Origin of the sequence: Streptomyces sp. NPDC052301 (assembly GCF_044593395.1) — a bacterium.
In the GTDB taxonomy this organism is placed as follows: Bacteria; Actinomycetota; Actinomycetes; order Streptomycetales; family Streptomycetaceae; genus Streptomyces.
The window spans coordinates 13,361-38,418 of the sequence record NZ_JBIUBE010000026.1 but is presented as its reverse complement, the minus strand read 5'-3'; the positions used below and the strand labels follow the sequence as shown (position 1 = coordinate 38,418).

Below are 25,058 nucleotides of genomic sequence, written 5' to 3'. Positions count from 1 at the left end.
GGCCGGCGCGGCGCGACCGTGGGCCGCCGGAAGACCTCCGGCGGCCCGTGGTCCGCAGCGGGCCGTTAGCTGTGCTCGCTTACCTCATCAGGCGGCTGTTCGCCGCCGCAGTGATGCTGGTCGTCATCATCCTGGTGGTCTTCAGCATCTTCTTCCTCGTCCCCAAGTGGGCGGGCGTGGACATCGCCACGAGCTTCGTGGGCAAGCAGGCTGACCCTCACGCCGTCGAGGCGGTGCGGGAGAAGCTGGGCCTGAGCGACCCGATCTACCAGCAGGTCTGGGAGTTCTTCAAGGGCATCTTCGTGGGCCGCACCTACTCGGGCGGCGGCGACGTCACCCACTGTGCCGCCCCGTGCTTCGGCTACTCCTTCCGCAGTGAGCAGGCCGTCTGGCCGGTGCTGACCGACCGCTTCCCGGTGACCCTGGGTCTCGCGATCGGTGCCGCGGTGCTGTGGCTCATCTTCGGTGTCGCGGCGGGTGTGCTCTCCGCCCTCAAGCGGGGCAGCATCTGGGACCGTGGCGCGATGGTCGTCGCCCTGAGCGGCGTCTCGCTCCCGATCTACTTCACCGGCCTGCTCTCGCTGGCGATCTTCAGCTACGGGCTGCACTGGATCGACGGCAAGTACGTCTCGATCGGTGACAGCTTCGGCGGGTGGTTCAGCGGCATGATCCTTCCCTGGATCACGCTCGCCTTCCTCTACGCGGCGATGTACGCCCGTATCACCCGCGCCACGATGCTGGAGATCCTCGGCGAGGACTACATCCGCACCGCCCGCGCCAAGGGCCTCACGGAGCAGGTCGTCATCGGCAAGCACGCCATGCGCTCGACGATGACCCCGATCCTGACCATGCTCGGCATGGACCTCGGCGCCCTGATCGGCGGCGCGATCCTCACCGAGACCACGTTCAGCATCCCCGGCCTCGGCCAGGCCGTGCTGACCGCCATCAAGAACCAGGACCTTCCCATCATCCTGGGCGTCACCCTGATCACCTCCCTCGCGGTGCTCCTCGCCAACCTCGCGGTGGACGTGCTGTACGCCGTGATCGACCCCCGAGTGAGGCTCGCATGACCGACCTCAGCAAGACCGGAGCGGCCGTGGGCGAGCCCACCGGCTCCTCGCCCGCGCCGTCCTCCTTCCTCGAAGTGCGCGACCTGAAGGTGCACTTCCCGACCGACGACGGCCTGGTGAAGTCCGTCGACGGGCTCAGCTTCACGCTGGAGAAGGGCAAGACCCTCGGCATCGTGGGCGAGTCGGGTTCCGGCAAGTCGGTGACCTCGCTCGGCATCATGGGCCTGCACACCGCCGGCCAGTACGGCAAGCGCAAGGCGCAGATATCCGGCGAGATCTGGCTGAACGGCACCGAGCTGCTCTCCGCCGACCCCGACCACGTGCGCAAGCTGCGCGGCCGGGAGATGGCGATGATCTTCCAGGACCCGCTGTCGGCGCTGCACCCGTACTACACGATCGGCGCGCAGATCGTGGAGGCCTACCGGATCCACCACGACGTCGACAAGAAGACCGCCAAGCGCCGTGCGGTCGAGATGCTCGACCGCGTGGGCATCCCGCAGCCGGACAAGCGGGTGGACAGCTACCCGCACGAGTTCTCCGGCGGTATGCGCCAGCGCGCGATGATCGCCATGTCGCTGGTCAACAACCCCGAGCTGCTCATCGCGGACGAGCCGACCACGGCCCTGGACGTGACCGTGCAGGCGCAGATCCTCGACCTGATCCGGGACCTGCAGAAGGAGTTCGGTTCCGCGGTCATCATCATCACCCACGACCTGGGCGTCGTCGCCGAACTGGCCGACGACATCCTGGTGATGTACGGCGGCCGCTGCGTCGAGCGCGGACCGGCGGAGAAGGTGTTCTACGAGCCCCGCCACCCCTACACCTGGGGTCTGCTCGGCTCGATGCCGCGACTGGACCGCGACCAGCAGGAGCGCCTGACCCCGGTCAAGGGCTCCCCGCCGTCGCTGATCAACATCCCGTCCGGGTGCGCCTTCAACCCGCGCTGCCCGTACGCGGACATTCCGAAGGACGACGTCACCCGCACGGTCCGCCCCGAGCTGACCGAGGTCGGCAGCAAGCACTGGGCCGCCTGCCACATGTCGCAGGAGCAGCGGGAGCGGATCTGGACCGAAGAGATTGCGCCGAAGCTGTGAGTGAGAACGCAGAGGACAAGGCAGTGAGCATCCCTGCACAGAGCGACGGCACGGAAGAGAAGTCCGCCGGTACGGCCACGCTCACCAAGGACGCCGCTCCCGGCGAGGTCCTGCTGAAGGTGACGGGGCTGCAGAAGCACTTCCCGATCAAGAAGGGCCTGTTCCAGCGGCAGGTCGGGGCCGTGCGCGCGGTCGACGGCATCGACTTCGAGGTGCGGGCCGGCGAGACCCTGGGTGTCGTCGGCGAGTCCGGCTGCGGCAAGTCGACGATGGGCCGGCTCATCACCCGGCTGCTCGAACCGACCGCGGGCACGGTGGAGTTCGAGGGCAAGGACATCACGCACCTCGGCGTGAGCGGCATGCGTCCGCTGCGCCGCGACGTGCAGATGATCTTCCAGGACCCGTACTCGTCGCTGAACCCGCGGCACACCATCGGCACCATCGTCGGGGCCCCCTTCCGGCTGCAGGGCGTCGAGCCCGAGGGCGGCATCAAGAAGGAGGTGCAGCGGCTGCTGTCGGTGGTCGGCCTCAACCCCGAGCACTACAACCGCTATCCGCACGAGTTCTCCGGCGGTCAGCGCCAGCGCATCGGCATCGCCCGTGCGCTCGCGCTGAAGCCGAGGATGGTCGTGGCGGACGAGCCCGTCTCCGCCCTGGACGTGTCCGTGCAGGCGCAGGTCGTGAACCTCATGGACGACCTCCAGGAGGAGCTCGGCCTGACCTACGTGATCATCGCGCACGACCTCTCGGTCGTCCGGCACGTCTCGGACCGGATCGCGGTGATGTACCTGGGGAAGATCGTCGAACTCGCCGACCGGGACCTGCTGTACAAGTCGCCGATGCACCCGTACACCAAGGCGCTGATGTCGGCGGTGCCGATCCCGGACCCGAAGCGGAAGAACGCGAAGAGCGAGCGCATCCTGCTCAAGGGTGACGTGCCCTCGCCGATCTCGCCGCCCTCGGGCTGCCGCTTCCACACCCGGTGCTGGAAGGCGACGGAGATCTGCCGCACCACCGAGCCGGCGCTGATCGAGCTGAGGCCCGGTCAGCGGGTGGCCTGCCACCACCCGGAGAACTTCGAGGACCAGGCCCCGCAGGACACCGTGCTGCTGACCGCGGCGAAGGAGGCGGCCGAACTGGTCGCCGACGAGGTGCTCGCGGAGTCGGCGGAGACGTCGGCGGCGGTGGCGGCGGAGCTGGCCGAGGAGTCCTCCGAGGAGACCGCCGCGGAAGCCCCTGCCGAGGCGTCCGAGTCCGAGGCCGCCGAGACTGCTGAAGCCGCCGAGGCTTCTGAAGCCGCCGAGGCTGCCGAGGCGAGCGAGCCCGGATCCGAGTCCGGTTCCGGCTCCGGCGCGCAGGAGTCAACCGGCAAGTAGCACATGACAACTGGGCAAAGTCATGTACATGCCCGAACGGGAGAGCGCACAGTCGTCCGTGTCCGACCACTGATCGGTACACGCTCGAAAGGGACGACCATGGCACTCTCCCGTTCGGCACGTCTGGGGGCTGTCGCGACCGCAGCAGCCTCCTTCCTCGTCATCGGCGCCTCCTCCGCCCCGACCCCGGGCGCCCCCGGCATCGGTGACCCCTACTTCCCGAGGCTCGGCAACGGCGGCTTCGACGCCCTGCACTACGACCTCGACGTCGCCTACGCTCCGGACACCGGCCGCCTGGACGGCCGTACGACCCTCACCGCCCGTGCCACGCAGCACCTGTCCTCCTTCGACCTCGACCTCCAGCAGCTGCAGATCACGAAGGTCGAAGTGAACGGCAGGCGCGCCGAGTTCACCCGTGAGGGCGACGAGGTCACCGTCACCCCGCGCGCCGGCCTGCCGCGCGGCCGGACCTTCACCGTCTCCGTCACCTACGGAGGCGTCCCCCAGCCCCTGGGCGGCCCCATCGTGTTCGGCTCCAAGTACGGCTGGATGGAGACCGCCGACGGCGTCTTCGTCGCCTGCGAGCCCAACGCCGCCTCCACCTGGTTCCCGTCCAGCGACCACCCCTCCGACAAGGCCACCTACGACATCCGGATCAAGGCGCCCGAGGGCCTGACCGGGGTCTCCAACGGCCGGCTGGTCTCGACGTACGACAGGCACGGCGCGACGTACACCCACTGGCGCGAGTCGAGGCCGATGGCGACCTACCTCGCCACCGCCACCGTCGGCAGGTTCGACGTGCGCACCGGCCGCACCCCCGGCGGCACCCCGATCTACGTCGCCGTCGACCCCGTCCTGAAGGACAGCAACAAGGTCGACGTGTACGCCGTCACGGCCGCCGCGACCGACTACTGGTCGAAGGTCTTCGGGCCGTACCCGTTCGAGGAGACCGGCGCGATCGTGGACGACATGCCGGAGGCCGGGTTCTCGCTGGAGGTGCAGAGCAAGCCGGCGTACTCGGCCGTGCGCAGCGAGTCGACCATCGTGCACGAGCTGGCCCACCAGTGGTTCGGCGACTCGGTGAGCGTCGCGCGGTGGAAGGACATCTGGCTCAACGAGGGCTTCGCCACCTACGCCCAGTGGCTGTGGGCGGAGCACCAGGGCACCCGCTCGGCCCACGACTCCTTCCTCGCCGACTACACCGCCCGCCCCGCCACCTCCTCCTTCTGGCAGATCGAGGTGGCCGACCCGCGGCGGGACACGATGTTCGCCTCCGCCGTGTACGACCGCGGCGCGATGACGCTGCAGATGCTCCGGGAGCGGATCGGCGACAAGGACTTCTTCCGGCTGCTGCCCGCCTGGACGAAGCTCCACCGGTACGGCAACGCGGACACCGCCGACTTCATCCGCCTCGCCGAGCGGGTCAGCGGACAGCAGCTGGACGACCTCTTCGACACCTGGCTCTTCACCACAGGGAAGCCCGCCCTGTGAGCCTGGCATTGTAAGGTTCACACCTCTCGACGGGTGAGAATGTAGGGGTGCAGCTCCAGCAACTCTTCAGTCCCTCCGTCCAGCACACGCTCGATGTCGTCGGCATCTTCGTGTTCGCGATCTCCGGCGCGCTGCTGGCCGTCCGGAAGAACTTCGACGTCTTCGGCATCGCCGTCCTCGCCGAGGTCACCGCGCTGGGCGGGGGACTGTTCCGTGACCTGGTCATCGGGGCCGTGCCGCCGGCCGCCTTCACCGACCTCGGCTACTTCTTCACCCCGCTGCTCGCCGCGCTCGTGGTCTTCTTCCTGCACCCGCACGTGGAGCGCATCCAGACGGGCGTGCTGGTCTTCGACGCGGCCGGCCTCGGCCTGTTCTGCGTCAGCGGCACGACGAAGGCGTACAGCTACGGCCTCAACCTGACCGCGTCCGCGACGCTCGGGCTCGCCACCGCCGTCGGGGGCGGTGTGCTGCGCGACGTGCTCGCCAACGAGGTGCCCTCCCTGCTGCGCTGGGACCGCGACCTGTACGCGGTCCCGGCGATCGTCGGCGCCACGATGGTGGTGCTGTGCATCCGCTACGACGCGCTGACCCCCCTCACCAGTGGGCTCGCGGTCGTCACCGCTTTTGTGCTGCGCCTGCTCGCGATGCGGTTCCACTGGCGAGCTCCGCGCGCGTGGAACCGGCGGTCGACGGTGACCGAGGAGTAGTCCCGGTGGTTCCGGCGGCGCTCCCGGTGACAGGGCCCGTGCCGCCGGTGACAGATCCGTCGCGGCCCTGGGCGTGGTTCTGGCCCATCTGCAGGGTCAGCCAGCGGAACACCGTGTCCACCTGGGGCCGCCACAGCGCCATGTTGTGACCGCCCGCGCTGCGCGGCAGGAACACCACGTGCACGGTCGTCGGCGCCTTGGCGATGGACTCCAGCGCCACCCCCGCCTGATAGCCGTCACCGGACTCGCCGGAGATGTACAGCGCGATGCGCGGCGGGACGGCCGACTTCTTGAGGATCAGATACGGGTTGTTCTCCGCGCGCAGGGCGGGGCTCTGCGCGGCGAGCGAGTTGCGCTCGCCGATCGGGTCGTTGTAGCCGGACAGGCTCACCGCGGCCCGGTAGCGGTCCGGGTGCGCCACGGCCAGCTTGACCGCGCAGTGCGCGCCCGCCGAGTAGCCGGCGACGGCCCAGCCCCGCGGCGCGGGCTGGGCGCGGAAGTTGTCCACGACCATCTTCGGCACGTCGATGCTGAGCCAGGTGTCGGCGTTGACCTGGCCGGGGATGTTGGCGCAGCCGGTGTCCACACCGGCCAGCAGGTTGGTGCGCGGGGCGACCAGGATGAAGGGGGCCACCTGCCCGCTCCGCATCAGCGGCAGCAGCTGCTCGTGCACCTTCAGCGACCCGTACCAGGCCTTCGCCGAGCCGGGGTAGCCCGGCAGCAGCTCCACCACCGGGAACTTCTTGTTGCGGTAGGCCGGGTCGTCGTACTGCGGCGGCAGCCAGACGTAGACCTCGGCGTTCACCCCGGAGACCCGGCCCTTGAGCTGGGTGACGCGCACGCCGCCGGCCGACCCCATGGCGGGCCCGGAGGCCGCGGTGAAGGTCTGCTTGACCTTGGGCAACCGTTTCACTGCTATGCCACCGGTGCCGTCCCGGCCGAGGTCCTGCGCCTGCTGGACATGGTTGCCGGTGCCGAGCAGATCGGCCCAGTTGTCGTACAGGTTGTTCTGGTTGTTGACCAGGACGAAGATCAGCGTGACGGCGGTGCCCTGGGCGAACAGCAGCATCAGCAGCCGGGCCGCGGCCCGCAGGGGCTTGGGCCCGCGCACGCGCGACCACAGCACGAGTGGCAGTATCAGCGCGACCACGGCCAGCACGGCGGTCGAGTAGAGGAACGGAGTCCCGGTGAGGCTCATGTCCCCATAGAGGGGAATCGGAGGCCCGGGGTTGGTGACGTGTCCGGACACTTACCGAGAAATTGCCGGAGCCTCACCCGGTGGGGTCAGCCGGCTACCCCGAGCAGACAAAGCTACCGCTCAGTAATTTCCTGTTGTACCGTTCATTCATGCCAGAAGCAGCTTCCGCACCTGCGGCGTCGGCCGTGATCGGCGACAGCGAGTTCGACCGCGACACCGCGGTCAGCCGGCGCGAGCCCGGCGTCCACACCGTCGACCTCTCGGCCGGCTGGACCATCTTCAACGCCGTCAACGGCGGCTACCTGCTGGCCGTGCTCGGCCGGGCCCTCGCGGACACGCTCCCGCACCCGGACCCCTTCACCCTCACCGCGCACTACCTGACCGCCTCCCGGCCCGGCCCGGCGGTCATCCGCACGGAGACGGTCCGCACCGGCCGCACCCTGTCCACCGGTCAGGCCTCGCTCCTCCAGTACGACGACGAGGGCAACGAGGTCGAACGCATCCGTGTCCTCGCCTCCTACGGCGACCTCTCCGCCCTCCCCGACGACGTCCGTACGACGGCGACGCCGCCCGCGATCCCGCCGCTCGAGCAGTGCTTCGGCCCCGAGGACGGTCCCGCGCCCATGGACAGCGGCTCGGAGATCGCCGACCGCCTGATGATCAAGCTGGACCCGGCGACCCTCGGCTGGGCCCTCGGCGCGCCCTCGGGCAAGGGCGAGATGCGGGCCTGGTTCGGCCTCGCCGACGGGCGGGACCCCGACCCGCTCTCCCTCCTCCTCGCGGTGGACGCGCTTCCGCCCACCGCCTTCGAGATCGGCCTGAAGGGCTGGGTCCCCACGGTGGAGCTCACCGTCCACGTCCGGCACCGCCCGGCCCCCGGCCCGCTGCGGGTGTCGATCACCACCCGCAACCTGGCCGGCGGCTTCCTCGAGGAGGACGCCGAGGTCTGGGACTCCGACGACCGCCTGGTCGCCCAGTCCCGCCAGCTGGCCCGCGTCAGGCTCGGCTGAGCGGGGCGCGCCCCAGCCAGGCCGCCAACTGCTCGTGGACACCGGCTCCGTCGCCGGCCTCACGGCAGGCGGCGAAGTGGTGGTCGCCCGGACGGTCGCCGGGCAGGACCCGACGGGCGGTGGCGAGCGCGAACCCGGCGAGAGCCGGGTCGAGTTCGTCCGCCCGGCCGAGCGCCTCGGCGAGGTCCCAGGTGTGGGTGACGATCTCCATCACATAGCCCGAGAGTGCCGCGTGCCCCGGGACCTCCCCCCACGGAACCCGCACCAGGGAGGTCATCCGCTCGTCGCTCTCCCACGCCCTGAGGACACGGACGCGCACCTCGTCGTAGGCCGCGGCCCAGCCGTCGTCCCCGACGCCCTCGGCGAACGGGTGCACGGCGAGCCCGTCACCGCCCTCCCCGATCACCGCGTTCCGCAGGGTGCCGCCGACGATGTGGCTCAGCAGGGTCCGTACGTCGTACTCGGAACACGGCGTCGGGCCGCCGAGGTGCTCCGGGCGCACCGTCTTGATCAGGGCCGCCGCCTGCTCGGTGGCGCGGGCGTGGACGGGGCGGGGGTCGGTGAAGCCGGTGCTGGTCATGGTCTGCCTCTCGGTCGGTGCGCCGGGCCGGTGCGTCGGGTCCGTGCGTCTGTGGGACGAGAGTGTCCGGATAACCTGACAGTTTCCGTCAACATTTGCGCGGGCCCTCGCGAGGGCGGGATTCTTGGGCGCGTGAAGTCCGACCGGCTGCTGTCGATCCTGCTGCTCCTGCAGACCCGGGGCCGCGTCCCCGCGCGCGAACTCGCCGACCGGCTGGAGGTGTCGGTCCGCACCATCTACCGGGACGTCGAGGCGCTGTCGGCGTCCGGAGTGCCGGTCTACGCCGAGCGAGGCAGGCACGGAGGCATCGAACTCCTCGCCGGTTTCCGCACCGACGTCACCGGCCTCACCGCCGACGAGTCCCGCGCCCTGTTCATCCTGGCCGCACAGGGTGCCCATGCCGCGCTCGGTCTCGACGCGGCCCTCGGCTCGGCCCTGCGCAAGGTGATGGCCGCGCTTCCGGCGCCGCACCGTCCCGCCGCCGAGGTGACCAGCCGCCGGATCCTGGTCGACGCCACCCGCTGGAAGAGCGGCCCGCAGCAGGCCGTCGACCTGGAGGCGCTGCAGGACGCCGTCTTCTCCGACCGGCGCCTCAGGCTGCGCTACCGGCACGGCGGGGAGCGGGAGCCCCGGACGTACACCGTCGACCCGTACGGTCTCGTAGCCAAGGCCGGGGTCTGGTACCTGGTCGCCGACCGGCGCGCCGCGCCGCAGCTGTTCCGCGCCGACCGGGTGCACTCGGCCCGGCTGCTGGACGACCCCGTACGGCGCAGGCCGGGCGTGGAACTCGCCGACGTCTGGGAGGTGCTGCGCCGCCAGGTCGAGGAGCGGGGGGAGGGGATCGAGGTGACGGTACGGGTCGGGCGCGACCGGCTCGACATGTTCCGACGGATGTTCGCCCCGCAGCTGGCCGCCCTGCCCGACGACGACGGCGAGGGCGACTGGGTCACCGCACGGCTGACGTACCCGGCGCTGCCCGCGGTACGCCAACTCCTGGCCCTCTCCGACCGGGTGGAGGTCCTGGACCCGCCGCAGGCCCGTGCGGAACTGCTCGCGGCGGCCCGTTCCGTCGTGACCCTGTACGGATTGACAGCCCACGGACAGGGCGAGCCCAAGCACTCCCCAGGCACGGTTGGTTGAGTGCGGCTCCTCAGGACTTCCTCATCGTTCTCGGAGCTGACTCTCATGAAGCGTGCCCGCCTTCTGCCCGCCGTCGCCCTGCTGGCGGTGTCCCCGCTGCTGCTGACCGCGTGCGGTTCCGGCAGCCCGTCCTCCGCCACCGGCGGCGACTCCGGTCGGCAGCAGGGCTGCCGGGCGCCGTCCGGCATGCCGACGGGCGGCGCGTCCGGCCGACTGGGCGGGGCGCCGTCCGGTGCGCCTTCGAAAGCGGCTCCGGGGGTGCCGAGGGGGGTGCCGTCGGGCATGCCGTCGGGTGCGCCCTCGGACATGCCGGCCGGCGCGTCCGGCGGGCAGGGCGGTCCCGGTGGCGGCTGCGGGGGGCCGGGGGAGGGCCAGGCCGGGGGCCGGGCCCGGCAGGGGTGACCGCCGGGGGCGCACGGCCGCGGGTTCGGGGCCCTCAGCCGTGCCAGTGGCTGCGGCCGATGCTGATGAGCCGCAGCTGACGGGTGGCGAGCTGGGTGACCCGGTCCCGCTCCTCCGCGGGGGCCTCCAGCGCCTCCAGGAACAGCGAGGCGGTGATCAGCATCTGGTCGACGTAGAGATGCGCGAGCATCAGCAGGTCGTCGTCGTCCCACCCCTCCGCCTCCGGGTCCTTGGCCAACTCGTCCTTCACCTCCTCGGCGAACCGGACGAGTTGGGACCGGATGGCCTCGCGTACCGGCTGCACCCCGCCGTGCCGCTCACGGGCGATGAACCGGACGTGCGCGGGATAGGTGTCCACGTGGCCGGCGATCAGCTCGATGGCCCGGGCGATGCGTTCCTCGCTGTCGCCCGCCGTGGACACCGTCGTCCGCACCATCGGGTGCAGGCTGCCCAGCGCCTCGTCGACCAGCGCCACCCCGAGATCGGCGGTCGAACGGAAGTGCCGGTAGAAGGCGGTGGGCGCGACGCCGACGGCCCGCGTGACCTCACGCAGGCCCAGGCTGCTCAGGCTCTGCTCCTCCAGCAGCGCGAGCGCCGCGTCGAGGAACGCCTGCCGGGTCTTCTGCTTCTGGGCCTGCCGGATGCCGAGCGTGTGACTCATGTCATCCAGTTAACAACTGTTCTCTGGAATTGAAAAGCCGTGGGACGCGCTAGAGTAGAAGTCAGTGAACAACTGTTACTACAACTGTTCACTCAAACTTTACACGAGGCCTCGACAGGGCCTTCACACGAGGCATCTCGGAGGGGGGATCCAATCCCATGCTGTTCCTCGTCGCCGCACTCATGCTGCTCGGCGTCGTGCTGGGCACCGTGGCCCACGCACCGCTGACCGTCACCGTCGGCCTGGCCGCCGTCATCGCCGTCTGGCTCGGCGTCTTCGCGATCCGCGAGCGCTACGGCCGCCGGCGCCGCACCTCGGCCAACTGACCGTCCGTACGCACCCCCAGGAGCTGAGCACCATGCAACTCACCGCACCGGCCACACCCCGCACCGACACCCGTTCCCCCGGTCGCGACGCCGACGGCATGGCCGTGGCGTCCTTCATCCTCGGCCTCCTCGGCCTGCTCGTCCTCAACCTCTTCCTCGGCCCGATCGCCATCGCCCTGGCAGGGGTGTCCCTCTGGCGCGGCACGGCCCGCCGGGGCCGCGCGTATCTGGGCCTCGCCCTGGGCATCGCCGACCTGGCCGTCCTGGCGACAGCGATGCAGGTGTCCCACACGCTGTCCTGGAGCCTGTGAGGCAGAGAGGCGCTGCACAGGTCCCCGAGGACGACGGGGAACCGTGCCCGACCGCCGCGGGTAGGCCGGATCCGTCCGCGACGGGCCCGTAGAATCGGGCACACCATGGCTTACCTCGACCACGCCGCGACCACCCCGATGCTCCCGGAGGCGGCAGAGGCGCTCGCCGCCCAGCTGAGCATCACGGGCAACGCTTCCTCCCTGCACGCGTCCGGCCGCCAGGCACGCCGCACGGTCGAGGAATCCCGCGAAACCCTCGCGGAAGCGCTGGGCGCCCGCCCCAGCGAGGTCGTCTTCACCTCGGGCGGCACCGAGGCCGACAACCTCGCCGTCAAGGGCCTGTACTGGTCCCGCCGCGACGCCGACCCCGCCCGCACCCGCGTCCTGGCCAGCCCCGTCGAGCACCACGCCGTCCTCGACGCCGTGCACTGGCTCGGTGAGCACGAGGGCGCCACGGTCGAGTACCTGCCCGTCGACTCCCACGGCCGCGTCCACCCCGAGGCCCTGCGCGAGGCCGTCACCCGCAACCCCGGCGACGTCGCCCTGGCCACCGTGATGTGGGCCAACAACGAGATCGGCACGGTCCTGCCGGTCCGCGAACTCGCCGAGGTCACCGCGGAGTTCGGCATCCCCCTGCACGCCGACGCGGTCCAGGCCTTCGGCCAGGTCCCGGTGGACTTCGCCGCCTCCGGCCTCGCCGCGATGACCGTCTCCGGCCACAAGGTCGGCGGCCCCTACGGCATCGGCGCGCTCATCCTCGGCCGCGAGTACAGCCCCGTACCCGTGCTGCACGGCGGCGGCCAGGAGCGCCACGTCCGCTCCGGCACCCTCGACGTCCCGGCCATCGCCTCCTTCGCGGTGGCCGGCCGCCTCGCCGCCGAGCGGCGGGAGTGGTTCGCCCGTGAGATCGGCTCCCTGCGCGACCAGCTGGTGGACGCCGTGCGCAGCGCCGTACCGGACGCGATCCTCGGAGGGGACCCGGCCCCCGGGGGCCGCCTGCCGGCCAACGCCCACTTCACCTTCCCGGGCTGCGAGGGCGACTCCCTGCTCCTGCTGCTGGACGCACAGGGCATCGAGTGCTCCACCGGCTCCGCCTGCACCGCGGGCGTCGCCCAGCCCAGCCATGTGCTGCTCGCCACCGGCGCCGACCCGGACCTGGCCCGCGGCACCCTGCGCTTCTCCCTCGGTCACACCTCCACGGAGGCGGACGTCGAGGCGGTAGCCAAGGCCATCGGCCCGGCGGTGGAACGGGCGCGCGCGGCGGGACTCAGCTGAGGCCGGACCGCACACGACAGCGACCTACGAGGCGGGTTCCCTTCGCCGGTATTGTCCGGATCAGGTAATAGGGGTCGCCTTCCGGTCCAGTCCTTGCGACCTTCCGGCCTCTCAGCCCGAGCGTCGACGTCGGCACCAGCGGAGATCGTTGTACCTCTCGTTGAAGAGATTCTCTGTTCTCTCGCTGACGTCGGCTACTCCGCTTGAACTCCCTCACTCGTCTCGTAGGTCTGGCCTTCAGGATAAAACGGTCACTGCCGGACAAAAAAGGGGTTACGCCTTGATTTTTTTCAGATATCGCTCCCAGTCCCAGTGCGGCCCCGGATCCGTGTGATCCGTGCCCGGCACCTCCACGTGCCCGACGATGTGCTCGCGGTCCGCGGGGATGCCGTAGCGCCCGCATATCGCCGCCGTCAGCCGCGCCGAGGCGGCGTACATCGCGTCCGTGAAGGAGGAGGCGTCCTCCACGAAACCCTCGTGCTCGATGCCGACGCTCCGCTCGTTGTACGCGCGGTTGCCCGCGTGGAAGGCCACGTCCAGCTCCCGGACCAGCTGGGTGATCCGGCCGTCCTTGCGCACGATGTAGTGCGCCGCCGCTCCGTGCGCCGGGTCCTGGAACACCTTCACCGCGCTCGCGTAGCCGCCCTGCGTGACATGGACGACGACCCGGTCGACCGGATAGTCGTCCGGCCGGTCCGCCCGCCGGTAGTTCGCCGGGGAGGCCGCCACCCAGCGCGCGCCCCTGAAGTCCACCGCGCCCGCCACCCGGGGCTTCTCCACGCCCGGCAGCCGCCACCACAGGTGCGACAGCTCCTCCCGGGCCAGCACGGCGGTGCCCACGGCCGCCGCCGCCCCGCCGACCAGCAGTGCCCGCCGCCCCAGCCGCCGGTCCTCGTCGCCCCGCGCGGCTCCCGCGCGCTCCTGAGTCGCCCCCATGTGATCTCCAACGGATATCCGGCGGACCCGGTTCCCGCGGCCCCGTACCCTGGAGGGGCTATGACTGAGACCCCGCAGCGCCCCCTCCGCGTCCTCGCCGCCATGTCCGGTGGAGTCGACTCCGCCGTCGCCGCCGCGCGTGCCGCGGAAGCGGGCCACGACGTCACCGGCGTCCACCTCGCGCTCTCCGCGAACCCGCAGTCCTTCCGGACCGGCGCCCGGGGCTGTTGCACCATCGAGGACTCCCGCGACGCCCGCCGCGCGGCCGACGTCATCGGCATCCCCTTCTACGTCTGGGACCTCGCCGACCGCTTCCGTGAGGACGTCGTCGAGGACTTCGTCGCCGAGTACGAGGCCGGCCGCACCCCTAACCCGTGCCTGCGCTGCAACGAGAAGATCAAGTTCGCCGCGCTGCTCGACAAGGCCCTGGCCCTCGGCTTCGACGCGGTCTGCACCGGCCACTACGCCCAGGTGATCGTCCGCGAGGACGGCTCCCGCGAGCTGCACCGCGCCTCCGACATGGCCAAGGACCAGTCCTACGTCCTCGGTGTGCTGGACGAGAAGCAGCTCGCCCACGCGATGTTCCCGCTCGGCGACACGGTCACCACCAAGGAGGAGATCCGCGCGGAGGCCGAGCGCCGGGGTCTCGCGGTCGCCAAGAAGCCCGACTCGCACGACATCTGCTTCATCGCCGACGGCGACACCCAGGGCTTCCTCGCCCGGCGGCTCGGCAAGGCGGAGGGCGACATCGTCGACGAGTCCGGCGCCAAGGTCGGCACGCACGAGGGCGCGTACGGCTTCACCATCGGTCAGCGCAAGGGCCTGCGCATCGGCACCCCGGCCCCCGACGGCAAGCCGCGCTACGTCCTCGACATCTCCCCGGTCGACAACACCGTCACCGTCGGTCCCGCCGCCGCCCTGGACGTCACCGCGCTGACCGCGATCAGGCCCCGCTGGTGCGGCACCGCCCCCACCGGCCCCGGCACCTACACCGCCCAGCTGCGCGCCCACGGCGGCGAGACCGAGGTCACCGCGGTGCCGGCCGACGGCGAACTGCGCGTCACCTTCACCGAGCCGGTCCGCGGGGTCGCCCCCGGCCAGGCGATCGTCCTGTACGACGGCACGCGCGTGGTCGGCTCGGCGACGATCGCGTCGACCACGCGCGCGACGGCGGCGACGGTGTAGCGGGCACACCTCCCCGGCGCCCCGGGCTGCGCCCCCTCCCTCATCCCTCCGTCAGGAACTCGGCCAGCACCGGCCCCAGCACGTCCGGCTCCACCATGTGGGTCTGCCCCTCCAGGACCCGGCAGGCGCCCTCGGGCACCGCCCTGGAGATCTCCCGGTTCACCTCGCGCATCCAGTCCGGACTGGCCCCGCCCGCGACCACCAGCACGGGCACGGAGATCCCGGCGAGCCGGTCCCGGGGCAGCAGGCCGTCACCCATCACCGCGTCGTCGTACGCGAGACTCGGCGCGACGGCCTCCATGCCGGCCCACATCGGCGACTGGCGGGCGCCCCGGATCACTTCCTCGGCGAGGCCCGTCAGCCGCAGGAACAGCTCCACCGCGTCCCCGCGGCGACCCTCCGAGAGCGCCTTGTTCAGCTGCTCCTTGTAGACGGCCTCCCGCTCGGCGCCCCCCTGCAGGAAGTCCGCGTACGGCACCTCGTAGACGGCGGCCCGGCAGGCCGGCACCCCGCTCGCCGCCGCCTCGAGCACCAGCGCGCCGCCGGAGGAGACCCCGAACAGCGCCGCATCACCGCCCACGGCGTCGATCAGCGCGGCCAGGTCCTCGACCTCGCGCTCGACCGCGTACGGCTTCGTGTCACCGCTTCCCCCGCGCCCCCGCCGGTCGTAGACGACGGCCGTGCACCGGTCCGCGAGCCGCTGGGCCAGGGGCGCCACGGTGCCCCCGGTGGACATCGCGCCGCTCACCAGGATCACGGTGGGCCCCTGGCCGATCACTCCGTATGCGAGGGAGGTGCCGTCGCGGGAAGTCGTCTTCTTGTCCATGCCCGTGCAGACTGCCGCACCGGCGAGGACTCATCGGGTCACGACACGTCGGTTTCGTAGAAGCAGAAGTGATCCTTGATCCCGGCGACGTCCGGCTTCGGATCCGGGTACGCCCAGACCAGGTCGGGCGCGTCCGGCAGCGACCAGTAGGAGGCCGTGCCCTTGAAGGGGCACTCGGTGTGCGTGTCGGAAGGCGTCAGCAGGTCGACGCGCACGTCCTCGGCGGGGATGTAGTACCGCGGCGGACAGCCCGTCTCGCGCAGCACCAGGGGCCGGTCCGTCTCCGCGAGCACCTGGTCGCCGTGCACCACGCGCACGTGCCGCTCGCCCTGTTCGATGGTGATCGTGTGTCCTCGGGTCATACCGGAACAGCACCGGCGGGCCCGTGCTTCTTCCCGCCCGCGGCGGGGGCCGTACGGTGGGGGCCATGAACATCTGCGTCTTCCTGTCCGCCGCCGACCTCGACGACCGTTACACCCGTCCCGCCCGCGAGTTCGCGGAACTGATCGGCAAGGCCGGTCACACCCTCGTCTGGGGCGGCTCCGACAGCGGTCTGATGAAGGTCGTCGCCGACGGTGTGCAGGAGGCGGGCGGCCGGCTGCTGGGCGTGTCGGTGGAGTTCCTGGCGAACAAGGCGCGGCCCGGCACCGACGAGATGTTCGTCGCCGCCGACCTCGCCGAACGCAAGAAGCTGCTGCTGGAGAAGGCCGACGCCGTGGTGATCATGGTGGGCGGCACCGGCACGCTGGACGAGGCCACCGAGATCCTGGAGCTGAAGAAGCACGGCCGCACCGCGAAGCCGGTCGTCCTGCTGAACACCGCGGGCTTCTACGACGGTCTCCAGCAGCAGTTCCGCCGCATGGACGAGGAGGGCTTCCTGCCGCGCCCGCTGTCCGAGCTGATGTTCTTCGCCACGGAGCCGGCGGCCGCGCTGGCCCACCTCGAGGAGTCGCTCTCCGCCCGCTGATGCGAGCATGGCGGGCATGGCTACTCATGTGATCACCGGGGCCGGTTCCGGCATCGGCGCGGCCGTGGCCCGCCGTCTGCACGCGCGCGGGGACGAACTCGTGCTGCACGCGCGCGACGCGGGCCGGGCGAAGGAACTGGCGGCCGAGTTCCCCGGCGCCCGCACCCTGGTGGGCGACCTGGCCGACCCCGGCAGGCTCTCCTGGGCCTTCTCCCACCAGAGCCTGCCGGACCGCGTCGACTCCCTCCTGCACGTCGCCGGGGTCGTGGACCTGGGCCACGTCGGCGAGCTGACCCCCAAGTCCTGGCACCACCAGCTGAACGTCAACCTGATCGCCCCCGCCGAACTGACCCGGCACTTCCTGCCCCAGCTGCGCGCCGCCCGCGGCCATGTGATCTTCGTCAACTCCGGTGCCGGCCTCAATGCCCACGCGGGCTGGTCCGCCTACGCCGCCTCCAAGCACGGCCTGAAGGCCCTCGCCGACTCCCTGCGCCACGAGGAGCACGCGGCAGGCGTCCGGGTCACCTCGGTCTACCCCGGCCGCACGGCGAGCCCCATGCAGGCCAAGGTCCACCAGCAGGAGGGCAAGGAGTACGACGCCTCGCGCTGGATCGACCCCGAGTCGGTCGCCACGACGATCCTGACGGCCCTGGACCTCCCGAGGGACGCGGAGATCAACGACCTGACGGTGCGGCCGGGGCGCTGACCACCGCGGCACCGGCCGGCCGCACCTACGTAGGCTTCACCCGTGAACGAGAACACGCGCTTCGGCGCCGCCACCGGGGTCGGGTCCATGCCGGGAACCGATGCCCGGGAAGCCGCCAGGACGGTCACCGGCAGCTTCGAGGACTTTCCGTTCCTGCCGGAGCTGCCCGCCCGCGGACCCGGTGCCGACATGATCGGCCGGACCGCCGGGATGCTCGTCGAGCTGTACGCGCGCGTGGAGCCCAGCGGCTGGCGGCTCGGGGACCGGCCGGGGCGGGACACCAAGCGGGCCCGGTCCTGGCTGGGCGAGGACCTGGACGCCCTGGAGGAGTTCACGCAGGACTACGAGGGCGATCTGAAGGTCCAGGCGGTCGGGCCCTGGACCCTGGCCGCCGCGCTCGAGCTGAGGAACGGCGAGGCCGCCCTCTCCGACCCCGGGGCCTGCCGCGACCTCGCCGCCTCCCTCGCCGAGGGCCTCCGGCTCCACCTCGCCGAGGTCCGGCGGCGCGTGCCCGGTGCCCGGATCGTGCTCCAGCTCGACGAGCCCTCCCTCACCGCCGTGCTGCGCGGCCAGGTCCGCACCGCCAGCGGCTACCGCACGCACCGGTCCGTGGACCGGCAGATCGTCGAGGCCACGCTCCGGGACGTCGTGGGCGCACACGACGGCGGACCCGTGGTCGTCCACTCCTGCGCCCCGGACGTGCCGTTCGCCCTGCTGCGGCGGACCGGTGCGGCCGCGGTCTCCTTCGACTTCGCGCTCCTCACCGAACGTGACGACGACGCGATCGGCGAGGCGGTCGAGGCCGGCACCGGACTGTTCGCCGGTGTCGTGCCGGGCACGGACGGCCCATTGTCAGACCCTGCCGGTAGCGTCATGGGTGTCAGGACGCTGTGGCGCAGGCTGGGCCTGCGTCCGGGGCTGCTCGCCGAGGCGGTCACGGTCACCCCGGCGTGCGGTCTGGCGGGCGCTTCCCCCGCCTACGCGCGCCAGGTGCTCGCCCACTGCGTCCGGGCGGCGAGATCCCTCGCGGACAACCCAGAGTAACGGGAGGACGACACGGTGGCCGGCGACAAGCAGCAGGCGGAGACGGCAGTGCCCGCCGAGGCACGTGAGAAGCACGCGCAGCTCGCTGAGCAGATCGAGGAGCACCGCTTCCGGTACTACGTGAAGGACGCTCCCGTCATCAGCGACGCGGACTTCGACAAGCTCCTGAAGACCCTGGAGGCACTGGAGGAGGAGTACCCGGAGCTGCGCACCCCGGGCTCGCCGACCCAGAAGGTCGCGGGGGCGTACGAGACGGAGTTCACCGCGGTGGAGCACCGCCAGCGGATGCTCTCGCTCGACAACACCTTCAACGACGACGAGCTGGCCGCCTGGGCCGACCGCATCGCCAAGGAGCTGGGCGACCAGGAGTACCACTTCCTGTGCGAGCTGAAGGTCGACGGCCTCGCGGTCAACCTGACGTACGAGAACGGCCGCCTCACGCGCGCGGCCACCCGCGGCGACGGCCGCACAGGCGAGGACATCACGCCCAACGTCCGTACGATCGCGGAGATCCCGGACCGGCTGCACGGCGACGACGTCCCGGACCTGGTGGAGATCCGCGGCGAGGTCTACTTCCCGATGGAGAAGTTCCTCGAGCTCAACGAACGCCTGGTCGCGGCCGGCGACAAGCCGTTCGCCAACCCGCGTAACGCGGCGGCCGGTTCGCTGCGCCAGAAGGACCCGCGCGTCACCGCCACCCGCCCGCTGCACATGGTCGTCCACGGCATCGGCGCCCTGGAGGGCTTCACGGGCATGACCCGCCTGTCCCAGGCGTACGACCTGCTGAAGACCTGGGGCCTGCCCACCTCCCCGCACAACCGCGTGGTCGACGACCTCGACGGCGTCCGGGAGTTCATCGCGCACTACGGCGAGCACCGCCACTCCGTGGAGCACGAGATCGACGGAGTGGTCGTCAAGCTGGACGAGATCCGCCTCCAGGGCCGCCTCGGCTCCACCGCGCGGGCTCCCCGCTGGGCGATCGCCTACAAGTACGCGCCGGAAGAGGTCAACACCAAGCTCATCGACATCAAGGTGGGCGTCGGCCGCACCGGCCGTGTCACGCCGTACGCCCAGGTCGAGCCGGTCACGGTCGCGGGCAGCGAGGTGGAGTTCGCCACTCTGCACAACCAGGAGGTCGTCAAGGCCAAGGGCGTGCTCATCGGCGACACCGTGGTCATCCGCAAGGCCGGTGACGTCATCCCGGAGATCCTGGGCCCGGTCGTCGACCTGCGGGACGGCGGCGAGCGGGAGTTCGTGATGCCGGGCGAGTGCCCCGAGTGCGGCACCCCGCTGCGGCCCATGAAGGAGGGCGATATCGACCTCCGCTGCCCCAACGCCCGTACCTGCCCGGCCCAGTTGCGGGAGCGCGTCTCCTATCTCGCCGGCCGCGAGTGCCTGGACATCGAGCACTTCGGCCAGGTGGCCGCCGCCGCGCTGACCCGCCCGCTGGAGCCGGCCGACCCGCCGCTGGTGGACGAGGGCGACCTGTTCGACCTGACGGTGGAGAAACTGCTGCCCATCAAGGCCTACGTCCTCGACCCGGACAGCGGCCTGCCCAAACGCGACCCCAGGACGGGTGAGGACAAGGTCGCCACCGTCTTCGCCAACAAGGAGGGCGGACCGAAGAAGAACACCCTCGCCCTGCTGGAGAACATCGAGGCGGCCAAGTCCCGCCCGCTGGCCCGCTTCCTCAACGGCCTCTCCATCCGGCACGTCGGCCCGGTGGCCGCGCAGGCGCTGGCCCGCGAGTTCCGGTCCATCGACCGGATCGAACAGGCGACCGAGCAGGAGCTGGCGGCCGCCGACGGCGTCGGCCCGATCATCGCCGCCGCGCTCAAGGAGTGGTTCGCGGAGGACTGGCACCGCGAGATCGTCCGCAAGTGGAAGGCCGCCGGAGTCCCGCTGGAGGACGAGGTGTCGGGCGAGGACGAGGGGCCGCGTCCGCTGGAGGGGCTGACGGTCGTCGTCACGGGGACGCTGGAGCGCCACACCCGCGACGGCGCCAAGGAGGCACTGCAGAGCCGGGGCGCGAAGGTGACCGGCTCCGTGTCGAAGAAGACCTCGTTCGTCGTGGTGGGTGACAACCCGGGATCGAAGTACGACAAGGCGATGCAGCTGAAGGTTCCGGTGCTCGACGAGGACGGTTTCGCCGTCCTTTTGGAGCAGGGCCCGGAAGCGGCGGCCGAAGTCGCGCTTCCGACCGGGGAGTAGCGGTTGAAGGCCACCCGATCGGCGCATATCAGATGCATACGGGTGGCCCGGGCGTATTCGGGCAACCGTCGACGACCGCTGCCCGTGAAAGCCTTCCGCGGCCTACTGTTGAGGTGTGCGCCTGCCGTGCCCAGCTGCGGTCGGGGCATCTTCGTGCCCTTCGGGGGCGCGGGGAAGGTTTCTTCGACGCGGAGCTGCTGATGGTTGTCGGACATCGGGCCGCGTGGCGTGGGCACCGCCGGCTGTGAGAGGGACGGGAATGGAACCGACCGAGAGCGTCGCCCCGGACTCACGGCTGCGCCTGCGCCGCCGTGCGGGTGCCTGGCGGGGGACCCGGTGGACGGCACGGGGCGGCGGGCGCGCGGGCATGTCGCCACGCCCGGCCGGACCGGCACCCGACGTCCCCACCCACATACCCCTGACCGTCGAGCCCGCCCCCGGCCTGGCCGGCGCCGACACCGACGCCGAACGGCACCTGTCCTGGCCCGCGCTGCCCGCCGCCGTGGTGGCCGCCGCGGGGTTCGTCCTGGGCGCCGGTTTCTACCGCGCCTTCACCGGCCACCACGCTCTCTTCCCGTGCGGCACGATCGGCTGGTCGCTGGCCCTGCTCACCGGCGTCATCGTCGGTCACCTCGTCATGCTGGGCCGCGCCCGCTGGTGGGGCGGCACCGGCTCCGGCGCCGCCCTCACCCTCGCCGTGCTGCTGCTCTACGGCTGGGTGCCGGCCGGCATGGTCAGCCTCACCGTCGTCGTCCTGGTCGGCGTCGCGCGGCGCCACCGCTGGCGGCAGGGCGTGCTGCACGGTGCGGTGGACATCCTCGGCATCGGCGCCGGCGCCCTGCTGCTCGGCGCGTTCGGCCGGGTCCCGAGCGTCGAGGAGCCCTGGCGGCCCGGCAGCTGGAGCGTCGCCACCGCACCCGAGGTCGTCCTCGTCGCGGTCGCCTATCTCGCCGTCAGCCGCGGCCTGCTGTGGTACCTGCACGCCCCGCGAGGCGGCGGGGTGCCCACCATCGCCCGCACCGCCCTGGTCAGGCAGGGCCTGGTCGCCGTCGCCCTGCTCGGCATCGCGCCCCTGGTGTGCGTGGTCGCCGACGCCCAGCCGATCCTGCTCCCGCTGTTCGCCATCCCGCTCATCGCGCTCGACTCCACCCTGTGGATGGCCCGGGCCCGCGCCGAGGAGCAGCTGCGCGACCCGCTGACCGGACTGCCCAACCGGCAGTGGCTGCTGGAGCGGATCTGGACCGCCCTCGACGACGCCGAGCGCATCGGCGCCCGCTCCGCCCTCATGCTGATCGACCTCGACCGTTTCCGGTCGGTCAACGACACCCTCGGTCATCTGGCCGGTGACCGGCTGCTGCTGCAGATCGCCGACCGGCTGCGGCTGGCGCTGCCGCACGGCGCGGAGGCCGCCCGGCTCGGCGGTGACGAGTTCGCGGTGTTACTGCCCGTCGCCGACTCCACCACGTCGGCCACCCGGGTCGCCCGCGGCCTCGTCTCCGCGCTGGGCTCCCCGCTCGACCTCGACGGGCTCACCCTCGTGCTGGAGGCCAGCGCCGGCGTCGCCGTCTTCCCGGACCACGCGCTGGACGCGGAAGGGCTGCTGCGGCGCGCGGACGTGGCGATGTACCAGGCGAAGAGGGACCGTACGGGCGTGGAGGTGTACGAGTCCAAGCGGGACTCCAACACCCCCGACCGGCTGGGCCTGCTGGGCGACCTGCGGCGCGCTCTGGACGCGCAGGAGGTGCAGCTGCACTACCAGCCCAAGGTCCGCTTCGACGGTCAGGTCGCCGGGCTCGAGGCGCTGGTGCGCTGGGTGCATCCGGAGCGCGGGAAGGTGCCGCCGGACGAGTTCATAGCGATCGCCGAGTCCTCGGGGCTGATGCCCCATCTGACGGAGTACGTCCTGGAGACCGCGCTCGGGCAGGTCGCCCGGTGGCGGGCGCAGGGCCTGCGGGTCCCGGTCGCCGTGAACGTCTCCCCGCGCGATGTGCACACGCCCGGCTTCGCGGGCTCGGTCGCCGCCCGGCTGGCCCGGCACGGGGTCCCCGCGGGGGCGCTGCAGCTGGAGATCACCGAGCACGTCCTGCTGGAGGACCCGCAGCGCGCCGCCGACACGCTCGCCGGACTCACCGGGCACGGCGTGAAGATGTCCCTGGACGACTTCGGCACCGGGTACTCGTCCCTGGTGCATCTGCGGCGGCTGCCGGTGAGCGAGCTGAAGATCGACCGGTCCTTCGTGGCCCGGCTCGCGGTGGACACCGAGGACGCGGAGATCGTGCGCTGCACGGTCGACCTGGCGCATTCGCTGGGGCTGCTCGTGGTCGCCGAGGGCGTGGAGGACGACGAGACGTGGGAGCGGCTGCGGGACCTGGGCTGCGACGCGGTCCAGGGGTGGCTCGTCGCCGCGGCCATGCCTCCCGAGGAGGCGACGGCGTGGCTGCTGGCGCGGGGGTCGCGCGGGTGGCAACGGCCGCGAGCGGCTCTGCCGGCGGCCGAGTAGTCCGCCCGGCCGGAGGCTTCCCCCTTCCCACGGGGCACCTCGCCGCAGGCGGCTGCCCGTCCTCAGCCGCCCGCGAAGTACGCGACCAACAACGCAAGCCGTCGCTCGTGCCGGTGCTCCGGCAACCGTCCGCTCCTCATCAGCGTCGCCAGCCCGTGCAGCCCCGCCCAGAACGTCTCCGTCAGCAGGCCCGGTTCCTCCCCGTCGGCTGCGACCGGATCCACGACGGCGAGCAGCTCACCGAACGCGTCCTCGAGCGGTGCCGGGGCCTCCTGCGTGGCGAACGGCAGATCCACCAGGTGGGTGAACATCGCGTCGTAGAGTGCCGGTCGGCGCCGCGCGAAGGACGTGTACGTCTCCGCGGCCGCTGCCAGCGCCTCCCGCGTGCCCCGTGCGGCCGACCGCGCCGCCCGCAGCTCCGTCGCCAGGTCGGCGCAGCCCTGCACCGCGACCGCCGCCATGATCGCGTCCTTGCCCTCGAAGTGGCTGTAGAGCACGGGCTGGCTGTAGTCGATCTCGGCGGCCAGCCGACGTGTGGTCACCGCGCCCCAGCCCTCCGCCTCGGCCAGTTCCTTGGCGGCCGCCACGATGAGCCGCTCGCGCTCCGCTCGCTCGCGCTCCCGGCGCGTCTGGATCGTCACACCAAGGAATCTAGCAGCGCTAGCGCTTCTGTCGACGCTCTGATAGCTTCGCTCTTGTTCCTAGCGTTGCTAGAAATCGGAGGGGTCATGACCGTCACCGCGTACACCCTGGCTGTGCTGCTCGACCTGTTCTGTGTGTTCCTCGGCTACCGCTTCTGGTTCCGGCCCGGCCCGGCGGCCGCCGGCTACGGCGTCCCCGCCGACCCGCACGGCGACGCCGGCGCCTACCTGTCGATCAAGGGGCTGAGGGACGGCACCCTCGGGCTGATCGGCCTCGCCCTGCTCGCCTCCGCCGGTGCCCGCGCCGAGGCGTGGTTCATGGTCTGCGTGGCGCTCATCCCGTTCGTCGACACCCTGATAGTCCTGCGTCACGGCGGTGCCAAGGCCGTCGCCTACGGGATCCACTTCGCCACCGCGGTCGTTGTACTGATCAGTGCCGGACTGCTCTTCGCGGTCTGACGGCATCACTACGTGCGACACCACTCGGCACGACACCACTCAGGGGGAGATCCAGATGTCACTGTTCGTACCGAAGTTCGACGAGACCGTGCTGGTCCGCGGCGCCGAGGCCGAGGCCGTCGGCGGGGACCCGGTCGCCGTCAGGCTGCTGGCCGACAGCAGCGCCTGCGGCGGCGCGCTGTCCACCGTCCGTGTGACCCTCGCCGAGGGCGCCGACGGAGCCCGCCCGCATGTGCACCACAACTCCGCCGAGATGTTCTACCTGCTCGACGGCGCCGCCGAGGTCCTCTCGGGTGACGACGTCGTCACCGCCGAGCGCGGTGACCTGATCATCGTCCCGCCGGACCGGCCGCACGCCTTCGCCGCCGCTCCCGGCGCCACCGCCGATCTGCTCATCGTCATCACCCCGGGCGTCGAGCGCTTCGAGTACTTCCGCCACCTCCAGCGCATCCGGCTCGGCGAGGCCACCGTGGAGAGCCTGCTGGAGGTCCAGGAGCGGTACGACAACCACTTCCTCGAGAGCGACGCCTGGGACGGCCGGCACCGCTGAGCGCGGGGGGCCCGGCAAACCGTTTCACGGGCACCGGCCCCCGCCCCATAGGATTGGGCTCAAACCACACACACTCACCCCAGAGGAACGCTGCATGCCTGGCATCACGCGCGAGGAGGTCGCCCACCTCGCCCGGCTGGCGCGTCTGGAGCTGAAGCCCGAAGAGCTCGATCACTTCGCGGGACAGCTGGACGACATCATCGGCGCGGTCGCCCGCGTCAGCGAGGTCGCCGACCAAGACGTACCGCCGACCTCGCACCCGCTCCCGCTGACGAACGTCATGCGGCCGGACGAGGTCCGTCCCTCGCTCACCCCCGAGCAGGCGCTCTCCGGCGCCCCGGCCCAGGAGCAGCAGCGTTTCAAGGTGCCGCAGATCCTGGGGGAGGAGTGAC

At 71.6% G+C, this 25,058-nt stretch carries 27 protein-coding genes; 20 read left to right on the top strand and 7 right to left on the bottom strand.

The features are described from left to right. The first annotated feature begins 71 nt into the window (after positions 1-71). From ACIHEJ_RS39800 to ACIHEJ_RS39780, 5 genes are all read left to right on the top strand, one after another. Positions 72-1,070: an ABC transporter permease gene (locus ACIHEJ_RS39800; protein ID WP_400142738.1), complete on the top strand. Its 999-nt coding sequence runs from the start codon at positions 72-74 to the stop codon at positions 1,068-1,070. Beyond that, complete coding sequence (locus ACIHEJ_RS39795) at positions 1,067-2,164, top strand: ABC transporter ATP-binding protein (protein WP_400142737.1); 1,098 nt, start codon at positions 1,067-1,069, stop codon at positions 2,162-2,164. The genes ACIHEJ_RS39800 and ACIHEJ_RS39795 overlap by 4 nt, the downstream gene beginning before the upstream one ends. 23 nt (positions 2,165-2,187) lie before the next feature. Continuing rightward, entirely contained in the window at positions 2,188-3,540 is a 1,353-nt protein-coding gene (locus ACIHEJ_RS39790) for an ABC transporter ATP-binding protein (protein ID WP_400142736.1), read from the top strand. 99 nt (positions 3,541-3,639) lie between these two features. Further along, positions 3,640-5,031 (top strand): M1 family metallopeptidase, encoded by a 1,392-nt coding sequence (locus tag ACIHEJ_RS39785; protein ID WP_400142735.1) that lies wholly within the window; start codon positions 3,640-3,642, stop codon positions 5,029-5,031. Positions 5,032-5,078: 47 nt separating this feature from the next. Further along, a complete protein-coding gene (locus ACIHEJ_RS39780; protein WP_400142734.1) occupies positions 5,079-5,738 on the top strand; it encodes a trimeric intracellular cation channel family protein in 660 nt (219 codons plus the stop codon). Here the strand turns inward: ACIHEJ_RS39780 and ACIHEJ_RS39775 are convergent. After that, positions 5,647-6,936, bottom strand: a complete 1,290-nt coding sequence (locus ACIHEJ_RS39775; protein ID WP_400142733.1) for an alpha/beta hydrolase — start codon at positions 6,934-6,936, stop codon at positions 5,647-5,649. The genes ACIHEJ_RS39780 and ACIHEJ_RS39775 overlap by 92 nt on opposite strands. Positions 6,937-7,085: 149 nt before the next feature. Between ACIHEJ_RS39775 and ACIHEJ_RS39770 the strand changes: the two genes are divergently transcribed. Next, on the top strand, positions 7,086-7,946 hold the full coding sequence (locus ACIHEJ_RS39770; RefSeq protein ID WP_400142732.1) for a thioesterase family protein: 861 nt from the start codon (positions 7,086-7,088) through the stop codon (positions 7,944-7,946). Here the strand turns inward: ACIHEJ_RS39770 and ACIHEJ_RS39765 are convergent. Further along, positions 7,933-8,526 carry a TIGR03086 family metal-binding protein gene (locus tag ACIHEJ_RS39765; protein WP_400142731.1) on the bottom strand — a complete coding sequence of 198 codons (594 nt, stop codon included), beginning with the start codon at positions 8,524-8,526 and terminating at the stop codon, positions 7,933-7,935. The two genes, ACIHEJ_RS39770 and ACIHEJ_RS39765, sit on opposite strands and share 14 nt — an antisense overlap. A 132-nt stretch (positions 8,527-8,658) precedes the next feature. On the opposite strand from ACIHEJ_RS39765, the gene ACIHEJ_RS39760 reads away from it, so the two are divergent. Together ACIHEJ_RS39760 and ACIHEJ_RS39755 are read left to right on the top strand one after the other, a co-directional pair. Then, the gene (locus ACIHEJ_RS39760) at positions 8,659-9,666 is read left to right on the top strand and encodes a helix-turn-helix transcriptional regulator (protein WP_400142730.1); all 1,008 of its coding nucleotides are present in this window, start codon (positions 8,659-8,661) and stop codon (positions 9,664-9,666) included. A 45-nt stretch (positions 9,667-9,711) separates the two neighbouring features. Next, positions 9,712-10,068 (top strand): hypothetical protein, encoded by a 357-nt coding sequence (locus tag ACIHEJ_RS39755; RefSeq protein WP_400142729.1) that lies wholly within the window; start codon positions 9,712-9,714, stop codon positions 10,066-10,068. A 34-nt stretch (positions 10,069-10,102) separates the two neighbouring features. On the opposite strand, the gene ACIHEJ_RS39750 is transcribed toward ACIHEJ_RS39755, so the two are convergent. Continuing rightward, positions 10,103-10,729: a TetR family transcriptional regulator gene (locus ACIHEJ_RS39750; protein WP_400142728.1), complete on the bottom strand. Its 627-nt coding sequence runs from the start codon at positions 10,727-10,729 to the stop codon at positions 10,103-10,105. 158 nt (positions 10,730-10,887) lie between these two features. Between ACIHEJ_RS39750 and ACIHEJ_RS39745 the strand changes: the two genes are divergently transcribed. The 3 genes from ACIHEJ_RS39745 (at position 10,888) to ACIHEJ_RS39735 (ending at position 12,641) form a co-directional block, all read left to right on the top strand. Continuing rightward, on the top strand, positions 10,888-11,055 hold the full coding sequence (locus tag ACIHEJ_RS39745) for a hypothetical protein (RefSeq protein WP_400142727.1): 168 nt from the start codon (positions 10,888-10,890) through the stop codon (positions 11,053-11,055). 32 nt (positions 11,056-11,087) lie between these two features. Beyond that, entirely contained in the window at positions 11,088-11,366 is a 279-nt protein-coding gene (locus ACIHEJ_RS39740; protein WP_400142726.1) for a DUF4190 domain-containing protein, read from the top strand. A gap of 105 nt (positions 11,367-11,471) precedes the next feature. Next, positions 11,472-12,641 carry a cysteine desulfurase family protein gene (locus ACIHEJ_RS39735; RefSeq protein ID WP_400142725.1) on the top strand — a complete coding sequence of 390 codons (1,170 nt, stop codon included), beginning with the start codon at positions 11,472-11,474 and terminating at the stop codon, positions 12,639-12,641. A gap of 273 nt (positions 12,642-12,914) precedes the next feature. On the opposite strand, the gene ACIHEJ_RS39730 is transcribed toward ACIHEJ_RS39735, so the two are convergent. Beyond that, complete coding sequence (locus ACIHEJ_RS39730) at positions 12,915-13,577, bottom strand: N-acetylmuramoyl-L-alanine amidase (protein WP_400142724.1); 663 nt, start codon at positions 13,575-13,577, stop codon at positions 12,915-12,917. A 60-nt stretch (positions 13,578-13,637) separates the two neighbouring features. Here ACIHEJ_RS39730 and mnmA point away from each other — a divergent pair, with 60 nt between their 5' ends. Beyond that, on the top strand, positions 13,638-14,762 hold the full coding sequence (gene mnmA / locus ACIHEJ_RS39725; RefSeq protein ID WP_400142723.1) for a tRNA 2-thiouridine(34) synthase MnmA: 1,125 nt from the start codon (positions 13,638-13,640) through the stop codon (positions 14,760-14,762). A 40-nt stretch (positions 14,763-14,802) separates the two neighbouring features. On the opposite strand, the gene ACIHEJ_RS39720 is transcribed toward mnmA, so the two are convergent. Together ACIHEJ_RS39720 and ACIHEJ_RS39715 are read right to left on the bottom strand one after the other, a co-directional pair. After that, on the bottom strand, positions 14,803-15,588 hold the full coding sequence (locus tag ACIHEJ_RS39720) for an alpha/beta fold hydrolase (protein ID WP_400142722.1): 786 nt from the start codon (positions 15,586-15,588) through the stop codon (positions 14,803-14,805). Positions 15,589-15,626: 38 nt separating this feature from the next. Further along, positions 15,627-15,950, bottom strand: a complete 324-nt coding sequence (locus tag ACIHEJ_RS39715; RefSeq protein ID WP_366012429.1) for a DUF427 domain-containing protein — start codon at positions 15,948-15,950, stop codon at positions 15,627-15,629. Positions 15,951-16,015: 65 nt separating this feature from the next. Between ACIHEJ_RS39715 and ACIHEJ_RS39710 the strand changes: the two genes are divergently transcribed. The 5 genes from ACIHEJ_RS39710 (at position 16,016) to ACIHEJ_RS39690 (ending at position 23,016) form a co-directional block, all read left to right on the top strand. Beyond that, positions 16,016-16,555 (top strand): TIGR00730 family Rossman fold protein, encoded by a 540-nt coding sequence (locus ACIHEJ_RS39710; RefSeq protein ID WP_400142721.1) that lies wholly within the window; start codon positions 16,016-16,018, stop codon positions 16,553-16,555. Positions 16,556-16,562: 7 nt separating this feature from the next. Next, on the top strand, positions 16,563-17,261 hold the full coding sequence (locus ACIHEJ_RS39705; RefSeq protein ID WP_400142720.1) for an SDR family oxidoreductase: 699 nt from the start codon (positions 16,563-16,565) through the stop codon (positions 17,259-17,261). A 42-nt stretch (positions 17,262-17,303) separates the two neighbouring features. Then, positions 17,304-18,305 (top strand): methionine synthase, encoded by a 1,002-nt coding sequence (locus ACIHEJ_RS39700; RefSeq protein ID WP_400142719.1) that lies wholly within the window; start codon positions 17,304-17,306, stop codon positions 18,303-18,305. Positions 18,306-18,320: 15 nt separating this feature from the next. Beyond that, the gene (ligA, locus tag ACIHEJ_RS39695) at positions 18,321-20,516 is read left to right on the top strand and encodes an NAD-dependent DNA ligase LigA (RefSeq protein WP_400142718.1); all 2,196 of its coding nucleotides are present in this window, start codon (positions 18,321-18,323) and stop codon (positions 20,514-20,516) included. Between the two features lie 259 nt (positions 20,517-20,775). Beyond that, positions 20,776-23,016 (top strand): putative bifunctional diguanylate cyclase/phosphodiesterase, encoded by a 2,241-nt coding sequence (locus ACIHEJ_RS39690; protein WP_400142717.1) that lies wholly within the window; start codon positions 20,776-20,778, stop codon positions 23,014-23,016. 62 nt (positions 23,017-23,078) lie between these two features. On the opposite strand, the gene ACIHEJ_RS39685 is transcribed toward ACIHEJ_RS39690, so the two are convergent. Further along, positions 23,079-23,657 (bottom strand): WHG domain-containing protein, encoded by a 579-nt coding sequence (locus ACIHEJ_RS39685; RefSeq protein WP_400142716.1) that lies wholly within the window; start codon positions 23,655-23,657, stop codon positions 23,079-23,081. Between the two features lie 87 nt (positions 23,658-23,744). On the opposite strand from ACIHEJ_RS39685, the gene ACIHEJ_RS39680 reads away from it, so the two are divergent. The 3 genes from ACIHEJ_RS39680 (at position 23,745) to gatC (ending at position 25,057) form a co-directional block, all read left to right on the top strand. Beyond that, positions 23,745-24,116 (top strand): DUF4267 domain-containing protein, encoded by a 372-nt coding sequence (locus ACIHEJ_RS39680; protein WP_400142715.1) that lies wholly within the window; start codon positions 23,745-23,747, stop codon positions 24,114-24,116. A 55-nt stretch (positions 24,117-24,171) separates the two neighbouring features. Next, the gene (locus tag ACIHEJ_RS39675) at positions 24,172-24,666 is read left to right on the top strand and encodes a cupin domain-containing protein (RefSeq protein WP_400142714.1); all 495 of its coding nucleotides are present in this window, start codon (positions 24,172-24,174) and stop codon (positions 24,664-24,666) included. Positions 24,667-24,760: 94 nt separating this feature from the next. Further along, positions 24,761-25,057 (top strand): Asp-tRNA(Asn)/Glu-tRNA(Gln) amidotransferase subunit GatC, encoded by a 297-nt coding sequence (gene gatC / locus ACIHEJ_RS39670; RefSeq protein WP_004925108.1) that lies wholly within the window; start codon positions 24,761-24,763, stop codon positions 25,055-25,057. The last annotated feature ends 1 nt before the right edge of the window (position 25,058 follow it).